The following is a 15,891-nucleotide window of genomic DNA, read 5'->3' as shown; positions in this document are numbered from 1 at the left end:
CTCCCTCGGCATGCGCTCCTGGCCCTCGCTGCGCTCGGTGCAGTCGCTCATGCCGATGCACCCACCTTCGCGGGAATCGTCTGGGGCGCGCGTCCGCCGGGTGGCCCGGGGAAGAGCCGCTGGACCGACACGATGAGGTTCGCGTTGCCGTCCAGGCCGAGTTCACCGCGCAGCAGGGCCGCCATCGCGTTGACCGTGCCACCGACGAGGCCCTCGAAGACGGGGCGCTCGGCGGTGAGGATGCTGTCGGCGGGGCCGTCGCCGGGCGACACGTCGAGTTGACCATCCCGGACGACGAGCCGCCACGAGTTGGTCTGGCGGCCGTCGACGATGTCGAAACGAACCGTCGCCGTGACGTGGCTCAGTCTGGGTTCGTGCTTGCGTTGGCTCAGGTCCTCGAAGAAGTCGCTGATCGGATCAGCCATGGTGTGTTTCCCCTCGCTGTGCGCGCCGCCCCCGCGGCGTTCACCCGGACGCGAGCTGGATCGCTCGCTCGATGTTGGCCGCCGCGGAGACGATCCGGGCGCTGCCCACCACGGGCGCCAGTTCGATGAGTACCGCCCGGATGTCCTCCGGGGCGATCCCGATCTGGTCGGCCATCCCGAGGTGGACCAGGTAGGAGGTTGGTGACGCGTCCAGCGCGACGAGCGCACTGATGCGGGCCATGAGCGCGGTCCGTTCGTCGAGGCCGCTGTGCTGGAGTGCGTCGGCGTTCATCCGGCCCAGCGTCTCGAGCACGGGGCCGCCGCCGTCGGTCAGGTCGTTGAGGAGTTCCTGCAGCTGTACCTGGGCCGTCATCCGGTCCTCCGATCGTCCCACGGATGTGGTGTGACGTCGCGAGGATCGCAGCAGAGAGGTGGTGTCCGCGTCATCCGTCCAGGAGGAATCCCGAGGCACAAAAATTTACGATTGTCAATGTCTTGTGTCACGCGAAACATCTCGGTTACCGTACGGTAACATCCGTCCGGTAGGCGCCGCCGGACACCCCCAGCCTCATCCCCGACCGGGGTGTGGCTCCGTTCCTGTGAGGCCCGGCATGACGCTGCGCAGAATCCTGACCTCGCTAGCTGCGGCGATGTTCCTCATCGTCGGCGGCCCGGCAACGGCGGCGGTCGCCACCACCCCCGCCACCTCCACCACCCTCGCCTCGGCGCTTCCCGCGCTGCGGCTCGTCGACATCACCGCATCCGATGGCGTCGTCCTCAAGGCCAACGTGATGACCCCGGTGATCGGCAACAACCACCCCGCGATCGTGTTCGCCGCCAGCTGGGGTCTCAGCGACGTCGAATACCTCGCCCAGGCGACGAAGTTCGCCAACGACGGGTACGTCGTCCTGTCGTACACCACGCGCGGTTTCTGGTTCTCGGGCGGCGCGATCGACGTGGCCGGCCCGAAGGACATCGACGACGCCCGCGTCGTCGTCGACTGGCTGATCGCCCACACCCCCACCGACCCCGCGCGTATCGGCTTCGGCGGGGTCTCCTACGGCAGCGGCATCAGCCTGCTGGCGGCGGCCAACGACCCGCGGATCCGGGCCGTGGTCATGATGTCCGGCTGGACCGACCTGGTGCAGTCGCTGTACGCCGACCAGACCCGGCACGTCCAGGCCACCTGGCTGCTGCTGACCGTCGGCCGGATCGTCGGTCGCCTCAGCGACGACTTCAAGGCGATCGCGGACGACTTCTTCGCCGGGCGCAACGTCCCCGCCCTCATCGAGTACGGCGCCAAACGCTCCGCGATGACCTACCTCGACCAGCTCAAGAGGAACCGTCCCGCGATCATGATGGCCCAGGCGTACGGGGACAGCGTGTTCAGCCCCAACCAGCATGTCGACTTCTTCAACGCCTACAACGGACCCAAGCGCCTGGAGTACGCCCCGGGTGACCACGCCATGCCCGAGTTGAGCGGCCTCGCCGGGCTGCCCAACCACGTGTGGACCAGCACCCACCGCTGGTTCGACCACTACATCAACGGCGTCGACAACGGCATCGACGCCGATGACGCCCTGGTGTTGCAGGTGCGCAACACCAGCGGCAAGGTGGAGCAGTACCCCGACTGGGCCCACGTGACCGGCTCCACCACCCGCTATCACCTCGGCGACAAGCGGTGGACCGGCAGCGGCCCGATGAGCACCAACGAGATCACCGGGAACTGGTCCGAGCGGATCTCCACCGCGGGTGACACGGTCGCGGACTCCGGGGTCGTGATCCTCTCCAACACCGTCGAGGGGCTGACCGGCCACACGCCGCACGCCTGGCTGCCCGCGGTGGACCGGCGGCGGGGCGCGGTGTGGAGCACCGACTGGCTGCGCGCCACGCCGATCCGGGGCATGCCGCGGATGCACCTGACCGTGCGGCCCAGCGCGGCCGAGGGCACCGTGGTGGCGTACCTGTACGACGTCAACGCCGTGGGCCGGGGCGCGCTGATCACGCAGGCCCCGATCAGCTGGGCGGGCGCCAAGCCGGGCGAGCCGACCACGCTGGACCTGCGGCTGCCACTGACCGCGTGGGACGTGCCGTCCGGGCACTACCTCTCGTTGGTCGTCGACACCAGGGACCCGCTCTACCAGGGCACCAACCCGCGGAACGCGAGCGTGACGGTGACCGGCCCGAGCTGGTTCGAGGTGCCGCTGCGCTGAGCGGCACAGCCCGAGGCGGTGGCGACCTCCGTCCGGTCGCCGCCGCCTCAGGGCGCGCCCGCCCTCGACCGGAGCAGTTTCGACTCTTCCGACCTCTTTCGTCCGAGAAGCGTGAGCTTCACTCGACTTTTTTCCGACATCAGTGTGGTGCGTTTCCCCGGCAATCGGCAGGCTGGCAACCGTGACTTCCTTCGATCGGGAGCTGGCCCGTAGCAGCGCAGACATGTTCCGGGAACGGCGGCGCACGCTGTCGGACCTGCCCATCCCCGCGGGGCGCGGCTGGGAGCCGTTACGGGTGCGGATGGCCGAGGCGCTGCACGAGCCGCCGACCGGCATCGCCGGCGTGATCGCGAAACTGGAGACGGTGCAGGGCATCCTCGACGACCTGCCGCCAAGCCCCACCAGCAACCGCGCCTCAGCCTTCAACGACCTCTATCTGACCATCACCCGCCGCGTCGACGGGGCGCTGCGTACCGATGCGACCTCCCCGGAGTTCCTGGAACTGCTCGACGTCGAGTTCGCCAAGCGCTACTTCAGGGCGCTGGACCTGTGGAACCGCGACGACGAGGACACCCCGGACGTCTGGGAGGTGCTGTTCAAGCGCAGTCTCGACCTCGAGGTGAGCCAGCTCGTGGCCGCGATCCTCGGGGTCAACGCGCACATCAACCACGACCTGGCGCTGGCCCTGATCTCCACCTGGGACCAGCTCGGCGCGCCCGAGGACGACCGGATCGATCCCGACTACCTGCTGGTCAACTACATCTTCTACGACGAGATCCAGCCGTTGCGGCGGGGCTTCTCCGACGCCTGGCAGCTGGAGCTGGACAAGCTCGTCGGTCCGCTGGACGACTGGAGTCAGCGGGTGCTGGTCAACGTCACCCGGGCGCACGCCTGGGAACAGGGCCTGCGAATGTGGGAGCTGCGCGCCGACCCGGAGGACTTCGAGCAGGCCCGGCGCACCATGGACCGCGCCGCCTCGCTGCTCGGGGAATGGATGCTGGCCGCCGACCGGGTCGTCACCGACGCAGGCGACGTGGTCGAAGGCGGCTGGCGGTTCGTGCGCGGTCTGTTCGGCTGGGACGACGCCGAGCGACCCGCGGACGTGGCCGCCGCCCGGGCGTCGTGAACCTGGCTTGACCGATTCATGGACTTCGATTAGACCGGTCTTTGTCAGTCGAGTCCAAGGAGGACGAATTGGTCCGCACACGTCCGCGTCGCAGCGTCGCGACGCTCGGCCGGGTGGCCGCCGCCCTGGTCATGGCCGGATCCGGGCTGCTCGGCGCGTCCCCGGCGACGGCGAACGGCATCGACCCGACGGAACCCACCGGCGGTCCCTGTGCGTTCACGCCCACGCCGGACGAGCCGGCCGCCCGGCCGGTGCCGTTGCCACCCGACCCCCGGCGTACGCCGAGCCGGGGCACCGTCCAGGTCGTCCTGCGGACGAATCTCGGGCCGATCCCGCTGGTGCTCGACCGTGCCCAGGCGTCCTGCACCGTGCTGAGCTTCCTGCACCTGACCCGGCACCGCTTCTACGACCGCACCCACTGCCACCGCCTCACCGCGTACCCCACGCTCAAGGTGCTGCAGTGCGGCGACCCGACCGGCACGGGCGAAGGTGGCCCGGGCTACCGCTACAAAGACGAACTGCCCACCGACCTGCCTCCGGCCCCCACCGATCCGACCGGCGCCCGCAAGGTCTACGCCCGCGGTGTCCTGGCGATGGCCAACGCCGGCCCGGACACCAACGGCAGCCAGTTCTTCCTGGTCTACGCGGATTCTGCGCTGCGGCCGAATTACACCATCTTCGGCACGGTGGATCCGGCCGGGCTGGGCACGCTCGACCGGGTGGCAGCCGGGGGAGTGGCCCCGACCCCGGACGACCCGGCGCCGGTCGACGGCGCCCCGGCACTGCCCACCGAGATCGAGATGGCGCGCATCCACCGGTGACGGTGGTGGGAAATTCCTCCCGCGGTGCTGTCGAAACGGCGTTGCCTCGTTCGTCGAAGTAGGTGACGGCTGGTCGTCGCGTCCGCACTGATCGGACCCCAGCCCGAGACGACAGGGAGACACGATGCGGTTCCTCATGATGCACCGGCTCGACGAGCGCGCCCCGGAGGCGTGGAACCCGAGCCCCGAGTTCATCGAGAAGATGGGCGCATTCATCCAGGACTCGATCGACAAGGGCATCCTGATCACGGCCGAGGGCGTCCACCCGTCCGAGAAGGGCGCCCTGGTCCGCAAGGCCAGGGGCGGGGACACCACCGCGACCGACGGGCCGTTCACCGAGGCCAAGGAGGTCATCGGCGGCTTCGCCCTGCTGAACTTCCCCGACCGGGCACAGGCCGTCGCATACGCCCGGACCTACGCCGAGCTGTTCGACGAGGTGGAGGTCGAGGTGCGCCAGGTCGTCGAGTTCGACGACCTCCCCGCCCAGCCCTGACCCGCGCGCCCCGGCCACCGGCCCCGCCCTGACCGCCCGTCAGCGGCGGCGGCCGGTGACCAGCAGGTACTCCCACTCCATGACGCCGTCGCGCAGGTGCTGGTAGGCCAGCTCGGTCAGGGCGCGGTCGAGCGCGGCCACCGACTCCGGCTCACCGGAGATCGACCGGTACACGGCGATCGTGGGCCCGTAGTTGGCCTTGAAGTAGTCGACGAACGCCGCCGGGTCGGCGAACCGGTCGACCCGTAGCGTGCCCCGGCGTGCGGTGAACTCCTCCAGGTCATCGCCGAGCAGCCCGCCGACGTGCTCCTCGCTGCCCCACAGGGGCGGCGGCTGGGCGCCCGGCGGGGGAGCGGGAGCGTACGGCTTCATCGTCGCGAACATCTGGCCGATGAATCCCTCCGGCGTCCAGCTCAGCACCCCGACGGTGCCGCCGGGGCGGCACACCCGGATCAGCTCGTCCGCGGCGCTGCGGTGGTGCGGGGCGAACATGACCCCGAGGCACGACAACACCGTGTCGAACTCCCCGTCGGCATACGGCAGGTCCTCCGCATCGGCCTGCGCCCAGGCGACGTCCGCGCCGAGCTGGGCGGCCCAGGCCTGTCCCGGCTCGAACAGCTCCGGCGTCAGGTCGCTGGCGATCACACGCCCCCCGGCCAACGCCGCGCGGATGGCGGCGCTGCCAGACCCGGCTGCCACGTCCAGCACCCGGTCGTCCGGGCGGACCGCGCAGGCGTCCACCAGCACCTCGCCCAGGTCACCGACCAGTTCGGCGGCGACCCGGTGATAGTCGCCCAGGGCCCACATGGCGCGGTGCTTGGCCTTCAGCGCGCGGTCGGCCTCGTCGGCGGTGGGCTGCGGCGCGATCGTCTGCATGTTCATTCCTTCTCCCCCTCGTCGGTCACTGCGACCGGAACCGACATTAGGAATTCGGGTGTCCCCTGAACTAGTACGAAATCTGTACCGGGGGAGGCCCGCGCCCCTAGCCTTCAGGCATGGGGTCTCCGTACCGGCAGTTCTGCCCGGTCGCCAAGGCGATGGAGTTGCTCGACGAGCGGTGGACGCTGCTCGTCGTGCGGGAGCTGGTGGCCGGCTCGGAGCGCTTCAACGAGTTGCGGCGCGGGCTGCCGCGGATGTCGCCGACCCTGCTGTCGCGCCGTCTGCAGCAACTGGTCAAGGCCGGTGTGGTGGAGCGCCAGGCGGACGGCGGCGACGTGCGCTACGTACTGACCCCGGCGGGACGCGAGTTGCGCCCGGTGGTGGAGGCACTGGGCGCCTGGGGCACTCGCTGGATCGGTGAGCTGGGCGACGAGGACCTCGACCCGAAGCTGCTGCTGTGGGACATGCACCGGCACGTCGACCGGGCCGCCGTCCCGGACGGCCGGACGGTCGTCCAGTTCCGGTTTCCGCAGGCGCGGCAGCACTCCCGCGACTGGTGGCTCGTCATCACGCCGGAGGACGTGGACATCTGCGACGGCGATCCGGGCCACCCGGTGGCCGTCTTGGTGATCGCCGATCTGCGCAGCCTGGTGCAGGTGTGGCGGGGCGATCTGAGCTGGTCCGCCGCGTTGCGGGCGGGCGGGGTGGAGCTGCAGGGGCCCGCCGCGTTGCGCCGGTCGCTGCCTGGCTGGTTCACGCTGTCGCCGTTCGCCGCGGTGGCCCGCCCGGCCTGATCCCTCCCGAGTGGACAGCCGTGAGCCCGGCTCAGTACGGGGCTGTCGCGGCCGTGCAGTCGTGCACGGCCTGCAGGAGCTCCTCGGCGGTGAACGGCTTGTAGATCATGGGGACTCCATCGGTCCGCAGGCGCCGCGTGGTGGAGGTGTCCTCAGAGGCGCCCGAGATGAGCATGATCAATGTGTTGGGGTGGTCGCGGAGGGTCGACTCGGCTAGCTGGTAGCCGGACATGCCAGGCATGACGATGTCGGTGAGGAGCAGGTCGCACGGGTTCTGGCTGAGGTGTTCGAGGGCGGTGTAGCCGTCGGGGGCGGCGGTGACCTCGTAGCCGTGGCGCCGCAGGATCCGGGTCGTGGCCTGACGGACGTCGGGATCGTCGTCAACGACGAGGATGCGCTGCCCGTGCCCGGGCGGGGCCTTGGTCGTGCGGGTGGCGGCGGGCGTGCCGGCGGTGGTGAGCGGCAGCAGGATGCGGAACGTGGTGCCGACGCCGGGTTCGGTGGTGAGGGTGATGGTGCCGCCGGCTTCGGTGAGGATCCCGTAGGCGGTGGCGAGGCCGAGTCCGGTGCCGTGTTGCTTGGTTTTGGTGGTGAAGAAGGGTTCGAAGACGTGGGCGGCGATGTCGGGGGGCATGCCGGTGCCGGTGTCGGTGATGGTGAGGTGGGCGTAGGGGCCGGGGGCCAGTTGGTGGCTGGTGTCTTCGGTGAGGGTGGTGGGCCCGTTCTCGATGATGATCATTCCGCCGTCGGGCATGGCGTCGCGGGCGTTGATGACGAGGTTGAGCAGGACTTGTTCGAGGCGGCTGCGGTCGGCGCGGATGGGTAGGGGGTGGGGGTGGAGGTGGGTGATGAGTTCGATGTGGGTGCCGATGGTGCGGTCGAGCAGGGTGCGGGTGTCGGTGATGACGGTGTTGAGGTCGATGGTTTCGGGTGTGGTGGGTTGTTTGCGGGCGAAGACGAGGAGTTGGCGGGTGAGGTCGCGGGCGCGTTCGGCGCTGGCTTTGGCGCGGGTGAGGTCGTTGTGGGTGTCGGGGTCGGTGGTTTGTTCGAGGGCGAATTCGAGGTAGTTGAGGTTGATGGCGAGGAGGTTGTTGAAGTCGTGGGCGATGCCGCCGGCGAGTTGGCCGAGGCTTTCGAGGCGTTCGGCGCGGGCGGAGCGTTCGAGGATCTGCTGACGGCGCCGCTCCGCGCGCAGCTGGTCGGTGATGTCGCGTTCGATCCCGGCGGTGCCGATGACCGCGCCGTGCCGGTCGCGTACCGGTGACAGGCTGGTCGACAGGTCGACGATGGTGCCGTCCTTGCGTATCCCCTGCGTCTGCACCGCGCCGATGCGCTCACCTCTGGCCAGCGCATCCAGGGTCGGTTGCAGGGTGTGCATCCGGTCCGGCGTGAGCAGCATGGCGACACTGCGCCCGATCGCCTCCTCGGCGGTCCAGCCGTAGAGGCGCACGGCACCCTCGTTCCAGGTGGTCAGGATGCCGTTCAGGTCCGCGGCCATGATCGCGTCCTCGGACGAGTGCACGATCCCGGCCAGCATCGACTCGTCCTCGGCGGCGCGTCTGGCGTCGCGTTCCAGGATCTGCTGGCGGTACGCGATCATGATGCTGATCAGGATCATGCCCGCGATCACCCACAGGCGCACCGACTGGTTGAGGGTTCCGCCCGACCCGTTCCAGGTCGATGTGGCCCAGCCCACCAGCAGGGCGAGGGCGCCGACGGCGGCCACCGCCCACGGGCGCGCGGTCGCGGCCGCCAGCACGGGCCCGACCACGACCAGCCCGAACAGCATCAGGTGCGGCGGGGTCACCAGCTCCGCGATCCCGGCGAACAGCACGATCAGCACCGCGAGCACCAGAATCCCCACCCGCCACCACCGGCGGGTGAGGGCACCGCTGTCGCTTCGCCATGCCGCCAGCTTCATGCGCAGCCCCCTCCCGGCGCCTGTGATCGACCAGGCGCGGTCCGAGTCCCAGTCCACCCTAAAGTGGGGAAGTTGGGGAACTCGATGTTTCCGAGCATTGCGTGGTATGAGCGCCATTCGCCGTTACCGCCGATAGATCACCTGCGGTGGCGTTATCAGCCACTTGGCCGCCGGATGGCGTTCCGAGGCGTCGGGTCCGACCGAGTGATCACCGTCAACCTCAGCGGGACCTCAGCACGACCTCAGCACGACCTCAGCACGACCCCAGCGGGACCACATCGCCGCCACGGGACGGTCGGTCATGGTCGGCAGCCCCGGAAACAGCTGAGGAGTTCCATGAAGAAGACATTGGCTCGCCTGCCGGTCACGCTCGGCGTGATCGCGGCGGTGCTGGCACCGATGGCCGGTACCGCGGCCGCGGTCGTCGTGACACCGTCCGCCCCCCGGGCCGGCAAGCTCACGCAGGTCGGCCCCATCGCCGACCACGGCTTCCCGGCCTGGTACCGGGACAGCAACAACGTCCGGTTGGAGCTGTGCACCGACCCGGGCGACGCGCTCTGCCCGGGCCCGGCCGACGAGATGCCGAACCCGGACGCGCCGGTGTCCTTCCCGGACAACTTCCCGGGCGAATCGTTCTACCAGCTCGCCGGCGCCACGCTCACGCTGAACAACGGCGTGAAGGCGCTCGTCGCGATGAACCTCGAAGCCGCCTTCGCCCGCGAGGAGCCGATCGACGGCGACCAGATGGTCTTCGGCCGGGTCCGCATCCGGTTCGACGCCCCCGAGGGCGAGCGCTACCGCATCACCCACCCGTACGGGATCGACGACATCGTCGCCACCGACCGCGGCGTGAACATGACCGAGGACATCGGTGCCGCCCCGCTCGCGTTCGGTCAGGCGTTCAACAGCCGGATCGGTCCGTTCCTGAAGTGGGACCCGGCCGTCGGCCCCGCCGCGCCCGCCGGGTACACCGGTAACCCGGGCATCGACCACAAGGTCGTCGGCAGCCCGTACAACAGCAACTTCGTGCGCATCGAGCGGCTGGACCCCACCTCGGGAGCGGTTCTCGACCAGGTCGGCTTCACGGACCTGTTCAGCGTCCAGGGCCGGTACGCGACCAACGCGGGCCTCGACATCGACCAGGCCACCTACACCCGGGCCGCGAACGGCACCGGCGTGGTCGAGGTCTTCGCCAGCAGCGAGCCGGGCCAGGTCATCGAGATCCAGGCCGACCCCGCGCTGGGCTTCCACAACACCAAGCTGCGCGCCGCCGCCAACAGCGGCCGCTACTACGGCCGGTTCCCGCTCACCGGGACCCTGCCGGCGAACCCGAAGATCGAGGTCGTCAACGTCAGCGACCGCCCGGCCGCGCACAAGACGCGGACCCTGGTCGATGTCGTGTCGGACGTCTCGGCCTCGTACAACGCGGACGGGCAGAAGCTGACGGTGTCGGCCACCTCCAGCGACAAGAAGGGCAACCCGGCCCTGACGGTCGCCGGGTTCGGTCCGCTCACCCCGTCGGGATTCAGCGGCGTCGTGGCCCCGCCGGCCACGATCACGGTCACCTCGGCCGCGGGTGGCTCCACGACCGTTCCGGTGGTCAGCACCGGTGGGACGTTCGGGGCGACCGTCCCGGTGGCCGCGGCGACCGCCGACACTCCGGCGCTGGTCAACCAGACGGTGCGCCTGGACGCCACCGGCTCGGCCGGTGAGATCACGAAGTACACCTGGACGCAGACCGCCGGTGCGGCCGTCACGCTGACGAACCCGGCGACCTCGCTCGCGACGTTCGTGCCCAAGGCGGCGGGCCAGTACTCGTTCAAGCTCGTGGTCGAGGGTCCGGGCGGCACCAGCCAGGCGACCGTGACGGTCACCGTGACCAATGTGGTCGCGCCGAAGGCCGACGCCGGTGTCGACCAGACCATCGTGCGGGGCCGCTCGGTCGCGCTCGACGGCTCGAAGTCGACGGCGGCCGAGACGTACTCGTGGCGTCAGGTGTCCGGCCCGGCCGTGACACTGACCGGCGCGACCAGCGCCAAGCCGTCGTTCACCTTCCCGGCGCAGGCGCTGCCCGCGGCTCCGGGTCCGAACGCGACGTACGCCTTCAACAACGACCCCGTCGTGCTGGAGCTGACCATCCGCAACGCGGCCGGCGTCAGCACCGACCAGGTCGTGGTCACGCCGCAGCCGGAGACGCTGTCCGGTCTGGCGGTGCGCTACCGCACCGGTAACAACGAGTGGCGGATCTCCGGCACCAGCAGCCTGCTGGTCGGCCAGCGGGTCACCGTGGTGCTGGGCAGCACGCTCACCGGCCGGGTCATCGGCACGGCGACCGTGGACGCGACCGGGGCGTTCGACATCCGGGTGACCGGCCCGAACCCGGGCACGGGCGCGACCGCGATCCGTACGGTCAGCTTCGTCACGTCGACGGGCGGCAGGCAGCTCGGCTTCGCGGTCAACGTGACCAACTGACGGGCTAGCGAAACAGCAACTCCAGCACGAAACTGCAACACCAGCACGAAACAGCAACACCAGCGGCGGCGGTCTCCTGCTCAGGAGGCCGCCGCCAGCCTTTCCCGCAGATGTGCGCTGGACGCGCTCGACACCTGTTCCCGGATGGCGTCGCGGACCAGCGAACTGCGGTGTTGCACCGTGCCGCCGGGGCCTTCGCTGAGCAGGTGGGCGTGCACGAGGTCGTCGATGGCGGTCAGCACCTCCGGCACGGACCGGCCGGTCAACGGCGCCAGGTCGGCCGCGCTGAGCGGGCCGAGCACGGCGCACAGGCGCAGGACGTCCCAGGCGGGCTCCGGCATCCACCGGGTGCGCTGCCGGGCGATCTGCATCGCGACCGCACAGGCGATCTCCGGCGGCCGGGTCGCGACCGGCACGAGGGCGGGGATCCCGCCGCTGCGCTCGGCCACCCGATCGTCACCCAGCGGCGCCAGCTCGGCCGGCGTGAGCGGGCCGAGCCGCAGCACCACCGCGGTGTCGAGCGCCGCCAGCGGACGGTCGATGACCTGCGACGGGTACCGGTACGTCAGGACCACCCGCAGCTTCGGGCAGTAGCGGCTGAGCCAGGCCAGTTCGGCGACCCCGGCGGCGTCCAGGTCGGCCGCGTCGTCCACGGCCAGGAATACGCGCTCGGGACGGTCGAACACCGTACCGATCAGCTCCAGGTCCTCCGGTCCGAGCGGCCGGTCCGGCCGGGCGCCGTCGACCGTGGCGAGCACGTCGGCGCCGGCGCCGAGGTCGATCAGGGCGGCGCGCAGCCAGGCCAGCCGGAACACCCCGGCCAGCGATCCCGCGTGCCCGATGCCGACCCGGCCGGGGGCGCGCCGCGCCAGCTCGGTCACGAACGCCGACTTGCCCGCGCCGACCGGCCCGACGACGTGCACGATCAGCGGTGCCGCGGGGTCGAACAGCACGTCCAGCAGGGGCTGGCGGCCCACGAAGCCATCCGGCGCGACGGGCGCCGGTGCGCCCTGGTCCGGGCCGGGCCAGGTGACCTGGGTGGCCACCGGCCGCCCGGCGGCGGGCTGGATGGCCGTGGGTGGGGCGAACGAGGGCTGAGCGAACGCGGGCTGGGCGAGTGTGGGCTGGGCGAACGCCGGCTGGGCGAGTGTGGGCTGGTCGACCGGGGATTGGGCAAGCGTGGGCTGGGCCGACGCGGGGCGGGGGAGCCGGTGCGCCAGGGCGGCGGCCTGTAGCCGGACGAGCTCAGCCGACGGCGGCACCCCGAGCTCCTCGTCGAGGACCCGGCGGCACCGGTCGAAGATCCGCAGGGCCTCGTCGGGCCGGTCCATGGCCACCGCCGCGGACATGGCGGCCTGGTAGCCCGACTCCAGGAACGGGCTGAGCCCGATCGCCTCCTGGGCCAGCCGCAGCGAACGCGCGGGGTCCTCCGGCAGCACGGCCGCGGCCAGCGCCAGCAGCGCGTTCACCGCGGCGAACTGCACCTCGGTGCGGGCCGGTTCGGCCCAGTCGGCGTACGGGTCCTCGGGGAACGGCAGCTGGCGGGCCAGCGCGAGGATCTGCGCATGTGCCGCCAGCCGCTGCGGGCCCTCCGGCGGGAGGTCGTCCAGGCTGCGGATCCGGGTACGCAGCTCGGCGAGGTCGAGTTCGGCGCGGCCGGTGTCGAACAGGTAGCCGCTGCCGCGGGTCACGATGAACCACGAGGCCGAGTTGCCCGCGGGTTGCAGCCGCCGCCGGATCATCGACACGTAGTGCTCCAGCGTGGCGACGTGGTTGCCGGGCAGCTCGGTGCCCCACACCGCGTCGGCCAGGGCGTCCTTCGACTGGATGCGGTCGTGCCGGGCGGCCAGCACCGCCAGCACCTGCCGGGCGCGGCGGGGCAGCTCACCGGCGGGCAGCACGACGCCGTCGCCGTCGGCGACCATCATTGGCCCCAGCACCGTGACCCGCATCGTGTGACTGACCTCCTCTGCAGGACGCAGCGATCGGTGGCTCCGCGGAAATCCTGAGCCTTTCGCGCCGCCCCAGCCGGATTTTGAGGTCTTCTCCAGCCGCGGCTGAGGTCTCGCTGACTGTCCGTTCGGCCGCCACCGGGGTCGGCGACAGGATTTCCACCGGGACACCTCAGCGGCCGCCGCTAGCTTGCGCCCCACCTGGTACGTGGAAAACGGAGAATGCGGATGACTGACTCAAAGCTGACCCGGCGCGGTCTACTCAAGGGCGCGTTGGCGATCGGCGGTGGCGGCCTGATCGTGGCGGCTGCCGGCGGCGAGGTCATCGCCGCGTCGAGCGCGCTGGCGGCGAAGAACATGCCCACGCCGTTCACGAACATGTTCCGGCGTCCGCCGGTTCTCCTGCCCTACGCGCAGGGTGTCGATGCCAAGGGCCCGTTCGCGCGCTATGCGCTGACCCAGAAGGTCGGCATGGCCAGCATCGTGCCCGGCCTGACCACCAAGATCGCCGGGTTCAACGGCATCTTCCCCGGCCCCACGCTCAAGGTGCAGCAGGGCACCCGTACCGAGGTGCGGATCGCGAACAAGCTGAGCGTGAGCCCGCTGCACGGCGGCGAGTTCAGCACGGTGACCCACCTGCACGGCTCGGCCTCGCTGCCGCAGTACGACGGGTACGCCAACGACCAGACCCGCCCGGGCCACTGCAAGACGTACCAGTACCCGAACTGGCAGCAGGCGCGCACGCTCTGGTACCACGACCACAACCACCGCACTACGGCCCAGAACGTGTTCTCCGGTCTGGCCGCGCAGTACCACCTCCATGACAGGTACGAGCAGGAACAGCTGCCGCAGGGCGAGTTCGACGTGCCGCTGATCGTCAGCGACATGGCGTTCAAGGCCGACGGCTCGGTGGCCTTCGACCACGGCGACAACGCGGGCTTCATGGGCGACGTGATCATGGTCAACGGTGTGCCGTGGCCCAAGATGAAGGTCAAGCCGCGGGTCTACCGGTTCCGGGTGCTGGTGGCCAGCATCTCCCGCTCGTACCGGTTCGCGCTGAGCACGGGCGACGCGTTCCACGTCGTCGGGACCGACGCCGGCATGACCCCCAAGGTCAACGCGGTGACGTCGTGGCGGCACGGCGCCGCGGAGCGCTACGAGGTGCTGATCGACTTCCGGAAGTACAAGCCCGGCACCAAGATCGAGCTGAAGAACCTCAGCAACAAGAACAACGTCGACTTCGCCAACACCGGCAAGGTCATGCAGTTCGAGGTCGTCGCGGACTCGGGCCCGGCCGACACGTACCAGATCCCCACGGTGCTGGACCTCGGCCCGCAGCCGTACGCGAACCTCGGCGCCATCGAGGTCAACAAGCTGACCCCGGACATGGCCAAGGCCCGCCGCACCCTGCGCCTGGAGCGCAAGCACGGCATCTGGACCGTCAACGGGGAGACCTGGGACGACATCGAGAAGACCAACTTCCAGCGGGTCTTCGCCAACCCGAAGCCGTACGACGTCGAGATCTGGGACCTGGTCAACGAGTCGGGCGGCTGGTTCCACCCGCTGCACATCCACCTGATCGACGCCAAGATCATCGCCCGGAACACCACCGCCAACCGCCAGGCGCACGCCTGGGAGGGCGGCGGCAAGGACGTCTTCTACCTCGGTGAGAACGAGACGGTCAGCGCGCTCATGCAGTTCACCACGGGAGCCGGCAACGCCGGTGGCCGGTACATGACGCACTGTCACAACCTCATCCACGAGGACGACGACATGATGGTCCAGTTCGCGGTGGGTGACATCAACGTCAACGACCCGATCAAGTCGGACGCGGCCAAGTACGACGCCGATGCGGAGTGGCCCGCGGCGTACGCCCCCAGCTACCCGCTGGGCACCTGATGGACCGCCGTAAGCGGGACACCAGCCTGCGCTGGTGCCTGGCCGTCGCGCTGTTCCTGTGCGGTGTCGCCGCGCTGGGCACCTGGGGTGGTGGCTGGACCGTCACCCCGGTCCCGGCGGCGGCCGCCGGGCCGATCAACGACGACGCCGGGGACGAGCTGGCCACGACGACGTACGACGGTCCGATGGTGCGCCAGCGGGCGGCCATCGGGATCCACCCGGTCAAGGGTGCCGACCGGCGCCAGATCGCCCGGGAACTGCGCGCCGCGGCGAAGCAGGACGGGTACGGCGAGCTGACCGACGCGACGTTCGCGGTCTTCGACAAGAGCCTGCTGGAGACCGTGGTGCCGGAGCTGACCCTGGTGCTGCCCGAGGGGGCCTCGGCGGGAGACGCGGACCGGTTCATGCGCGACCACCAGCCCGCGACGGTCGGGTTCTACACCGTGCAGCCGGTGCTGGTGCACCACCTGACGTTCGCGGTCGTCCCGGCGCCCGGGGTCACCCCGGCCCGGGTCCAGGCAGTCGAGGACGCCGAGGGCGTGCTGTCCGACTCGCTGAACAGCTACGTCACCACGGTGCAGCGCTCCGGGCTGACCGTGCGGTACTTCGGCGCCGTCCTCAGCGACGGTCAGATCGAGACCGTGCGGCAGGCGATGGGGCGGGCGGCGCAGGTGCCGGCCGAGCGGGTGGCCGTCGCGGCCAGCGAGCCCGGTCCGGGCGTCGACCTGTCCCACGGGGCGCCCGACCTGACGAAGCACACGGGCGGGCACCACTAGATCGAGTAGCGAAGGCTGAAGGGCCGTCCCCGGGATCGGGGACGGCCCTTCAGCGTGCCCTCAGCCGGACGGGAGCGGGACGGCAGCCGGACCACACCGGCGGTGCCCAAGATGTGCGAA

13 protein-coding genes are annotated in these 15,891 nt (G+C 70.5%); 8 read left to right on the top strand and 5 right to left on the bottom strand.

What is annotated here, in order from left to right:
* Nucleotides 1-47 precede the first annotated feature (47 nt).
* Together ACMCNO_RS26640 and ACMCNO_RS26635 are read right to left on the bottom strand one after the other, a co-directional pair.
* Nucleotides 48-425 carry an SCP2 sterol-binding domain-containing protein gene (locus ACMCNO_RS26640; RefSeq protein WP_412752183.1) on the bottom strand — a complete coding sequence of 126 codons (378 nt, stop codon included), beginning with the start codon at nucleotides 423-425 and terminating at the stop codon, nucleotides 48-50.
* A 40-nt stretch (nucleotides 426-465) separates the two neighbouring features.
* Nucleotides 466-798 carry a carboxymuconolactone decarboxylase family protein gene (locus ACMCNO_RS26635; RefSeq protein WP_412752182.1) on the bottom strand — a complete coding sequence of 111 codons (333 nt, stop codon included), beginning with the start codon at nucleotides 796-798 and terminating at the stop codon, nucleotides 466-468.
* A gap of 238 nt (nucleotides 799-1,036) precedes the next feature.
* On the opposite strand from ACMCNO_RS26635, the gene ACMCNO_RS26630 reads away from it, so the two are divergent.
* The 4 genes from ACMCNO_RS26630 (at nucleotide 1,037) to ACMCNO_RS26615 (ending at nucleotide 5,078) form a co-directional block, all read left to right on the top strand.
* Nucleotides 1,037-2,638 (top strand): CocE/NonD family hydrolase, encoded by a 1,602-nt coding sequence (locus tag ACMCNO_RS26630; protein WP_412752181.1) that lies wholly within the window; start codon nucleotides 1,037-1,039, stop codon nucleotides 2,636-2,638.
* 181 nt (nucleotides 2,639-2,819) lie between these two features.
* Entirely contained in the window at nucleotides 2,820-3,764 is a 945-nt protein-coding gene (locus tag ACMCNO_RS26625; protein ID WP_412752180.1) for a DUF5995 family protein, read from the top strand.
* Nucleotides 3,765-3,895: 131 nt separating this feature from the next.
* A complete protein-coding gene (locus ACMCNO_RS26620; protein WP_412753816.1) occupies nucleotides 3,896-4,585 on the top strand; it encodes a peptidylprolyl isomerase in 690 nt (229 codons plus the stop codon).
* Nucleotides 4,586-4,709: 124 nt separating this feature from the next.
* Entirely contained in the window at nucleotides 4,710-5,078 is a 369-nt protein-coding gene (locus ACMCNO_RS26615) for a YciI family protein (protein WP_412752179.1), read from the top strand.
* 39 nt (nucleotides 5,079-5,117) lie between these two features.
* Here the strand turns inward: ACMCNO_RS26615 and ACMCNO_RS26610 are convergent, their stop codons facing one another.
* Nucleotides 5,118-5,954: a class I SAM-dependent methyltransferase gene (locus ACMCNO_RS26610; protein ID WP_412752178.1), complete on the bottom strand. Its 837-nt coding sequence runs from the start codon at nucleotides 5,952-5,954 to the stop codon at nucleotides 5,118-5,120.
* 119 nt (nucleotides 5,955-6,073) lie between these two features.
* Here ACMCNO_RS26610 and ACMCNO_RS26605 point away from each other — a divergent pair, with 119 nt between their 5' ends.
* Nucleotides 6,074-6,751: a winged helix-turn-helix transcriptional regulator gene (locus tag ACMCNO_RS26605; RefSeq protein WP_412752177.1), complete on the top strand. Its 678-nt coding sequence runs from the start codon at nucleotides 6,074-6,076 to the stop codon at nucleotides 6,749-6,751.
* A 31-nt stretch (nucleotides 6,752-6,782) separates the two neighbouring features.
* Here the strand turns inward: ACMCNO_RS26605 and ACMCNO_RS26600 are convergent, their stop codons facing one another.
* A complete protein-coding gene (locus tag ACMCNO_RS26600) occupies nucleotides 6,783-8,789 on the bottom strand; it encodes a response regulator (protein WP_412752176.1) in 2,007 nt (668 codons plus the stop codon).
* Nucleotides 8,790-9,008: 219 nt separating this feature from the next.
* Between ACMCNO_RS26600 and ACMCNO_RS26595 the strand changes: the two genes are divergently transcribed.
* Nucleotides 9,009-11,144 carry a PKD domain-containing protein gene (locus tag ACMCNO_RS26595; RefSeq protein ID WP_412752175.1) on the top strand — a complete coding sequence of 712 codons (2,136 nt, stop codon included), beginning with the start codon at nucleotides 9,009-9,011 and terminating at the stop codon, nucleotides 11,142-11,144.
* 80 nt (nucleotides 11,145-11,224) lie between these two features.
* On the opposite strand, the gene ACMCNO_RS26590 is transcribed toward ACMCNO_RS26595, so the two are convergent.
* The gene (locus ACMCNO_RS26590) at nucleotides 11,225-13,096 is read right to left on the bottom strand and encodes a BTAD domain-containing putative transcriptional regulator (protein WP_412752174.1); all 1,872 of its coding nucleotides are present in this window, start codon (nucleotides 13,094-13,096) and stop codon (nucleotides 11,225-11,227) included.
* Between the two features lie 228 nt (nucleotides 13,097-13,324).
* On the opposite strand from ACMCNO_RS26590, the gene ACMCNO_RS26585 reads away from it, so the two are divergent.
* Entirely contained in the window at nucleotides 13,325-14,995 is a 1,671-nt protein-coding gene (locus ACMCNO_RS26585; protein WP_412752173.1) for a multicopper oxidase family protein, read from the top strand.
* Nucleotides 14,995-15,771, top strand: coding sequence for a hypothetical protein (locus ACMCNO_RS26580; protein ID WP_412752172.1), 777 nt, complete (start codon nucleotides 14,995-14,997; stop codon nucleotides 15,769-15,771). Before ACMCNO_RS26585 ends, ACMCNO_RS26580 begins: the two co-directional genes overlap by 1 nt.
* Nucleotides 15,772-15,891 lie beyond the last annotated feature (120 nt).

It is taken from the genome of Krasilnikovia sp. M28-CT-15 (assembly GCF_047159595.1).
Classification (GTDB): Bacteria; Actinomycetota; Actinomycetes; order Mycobacteriales; family Micromonosporaceae; genus Actinoplanes.
The sequence above is the reverse complement of the archived record's forward strand: the minus strand, read 5'-3'. Positions and strand labels throughout refer to the sequence as shown.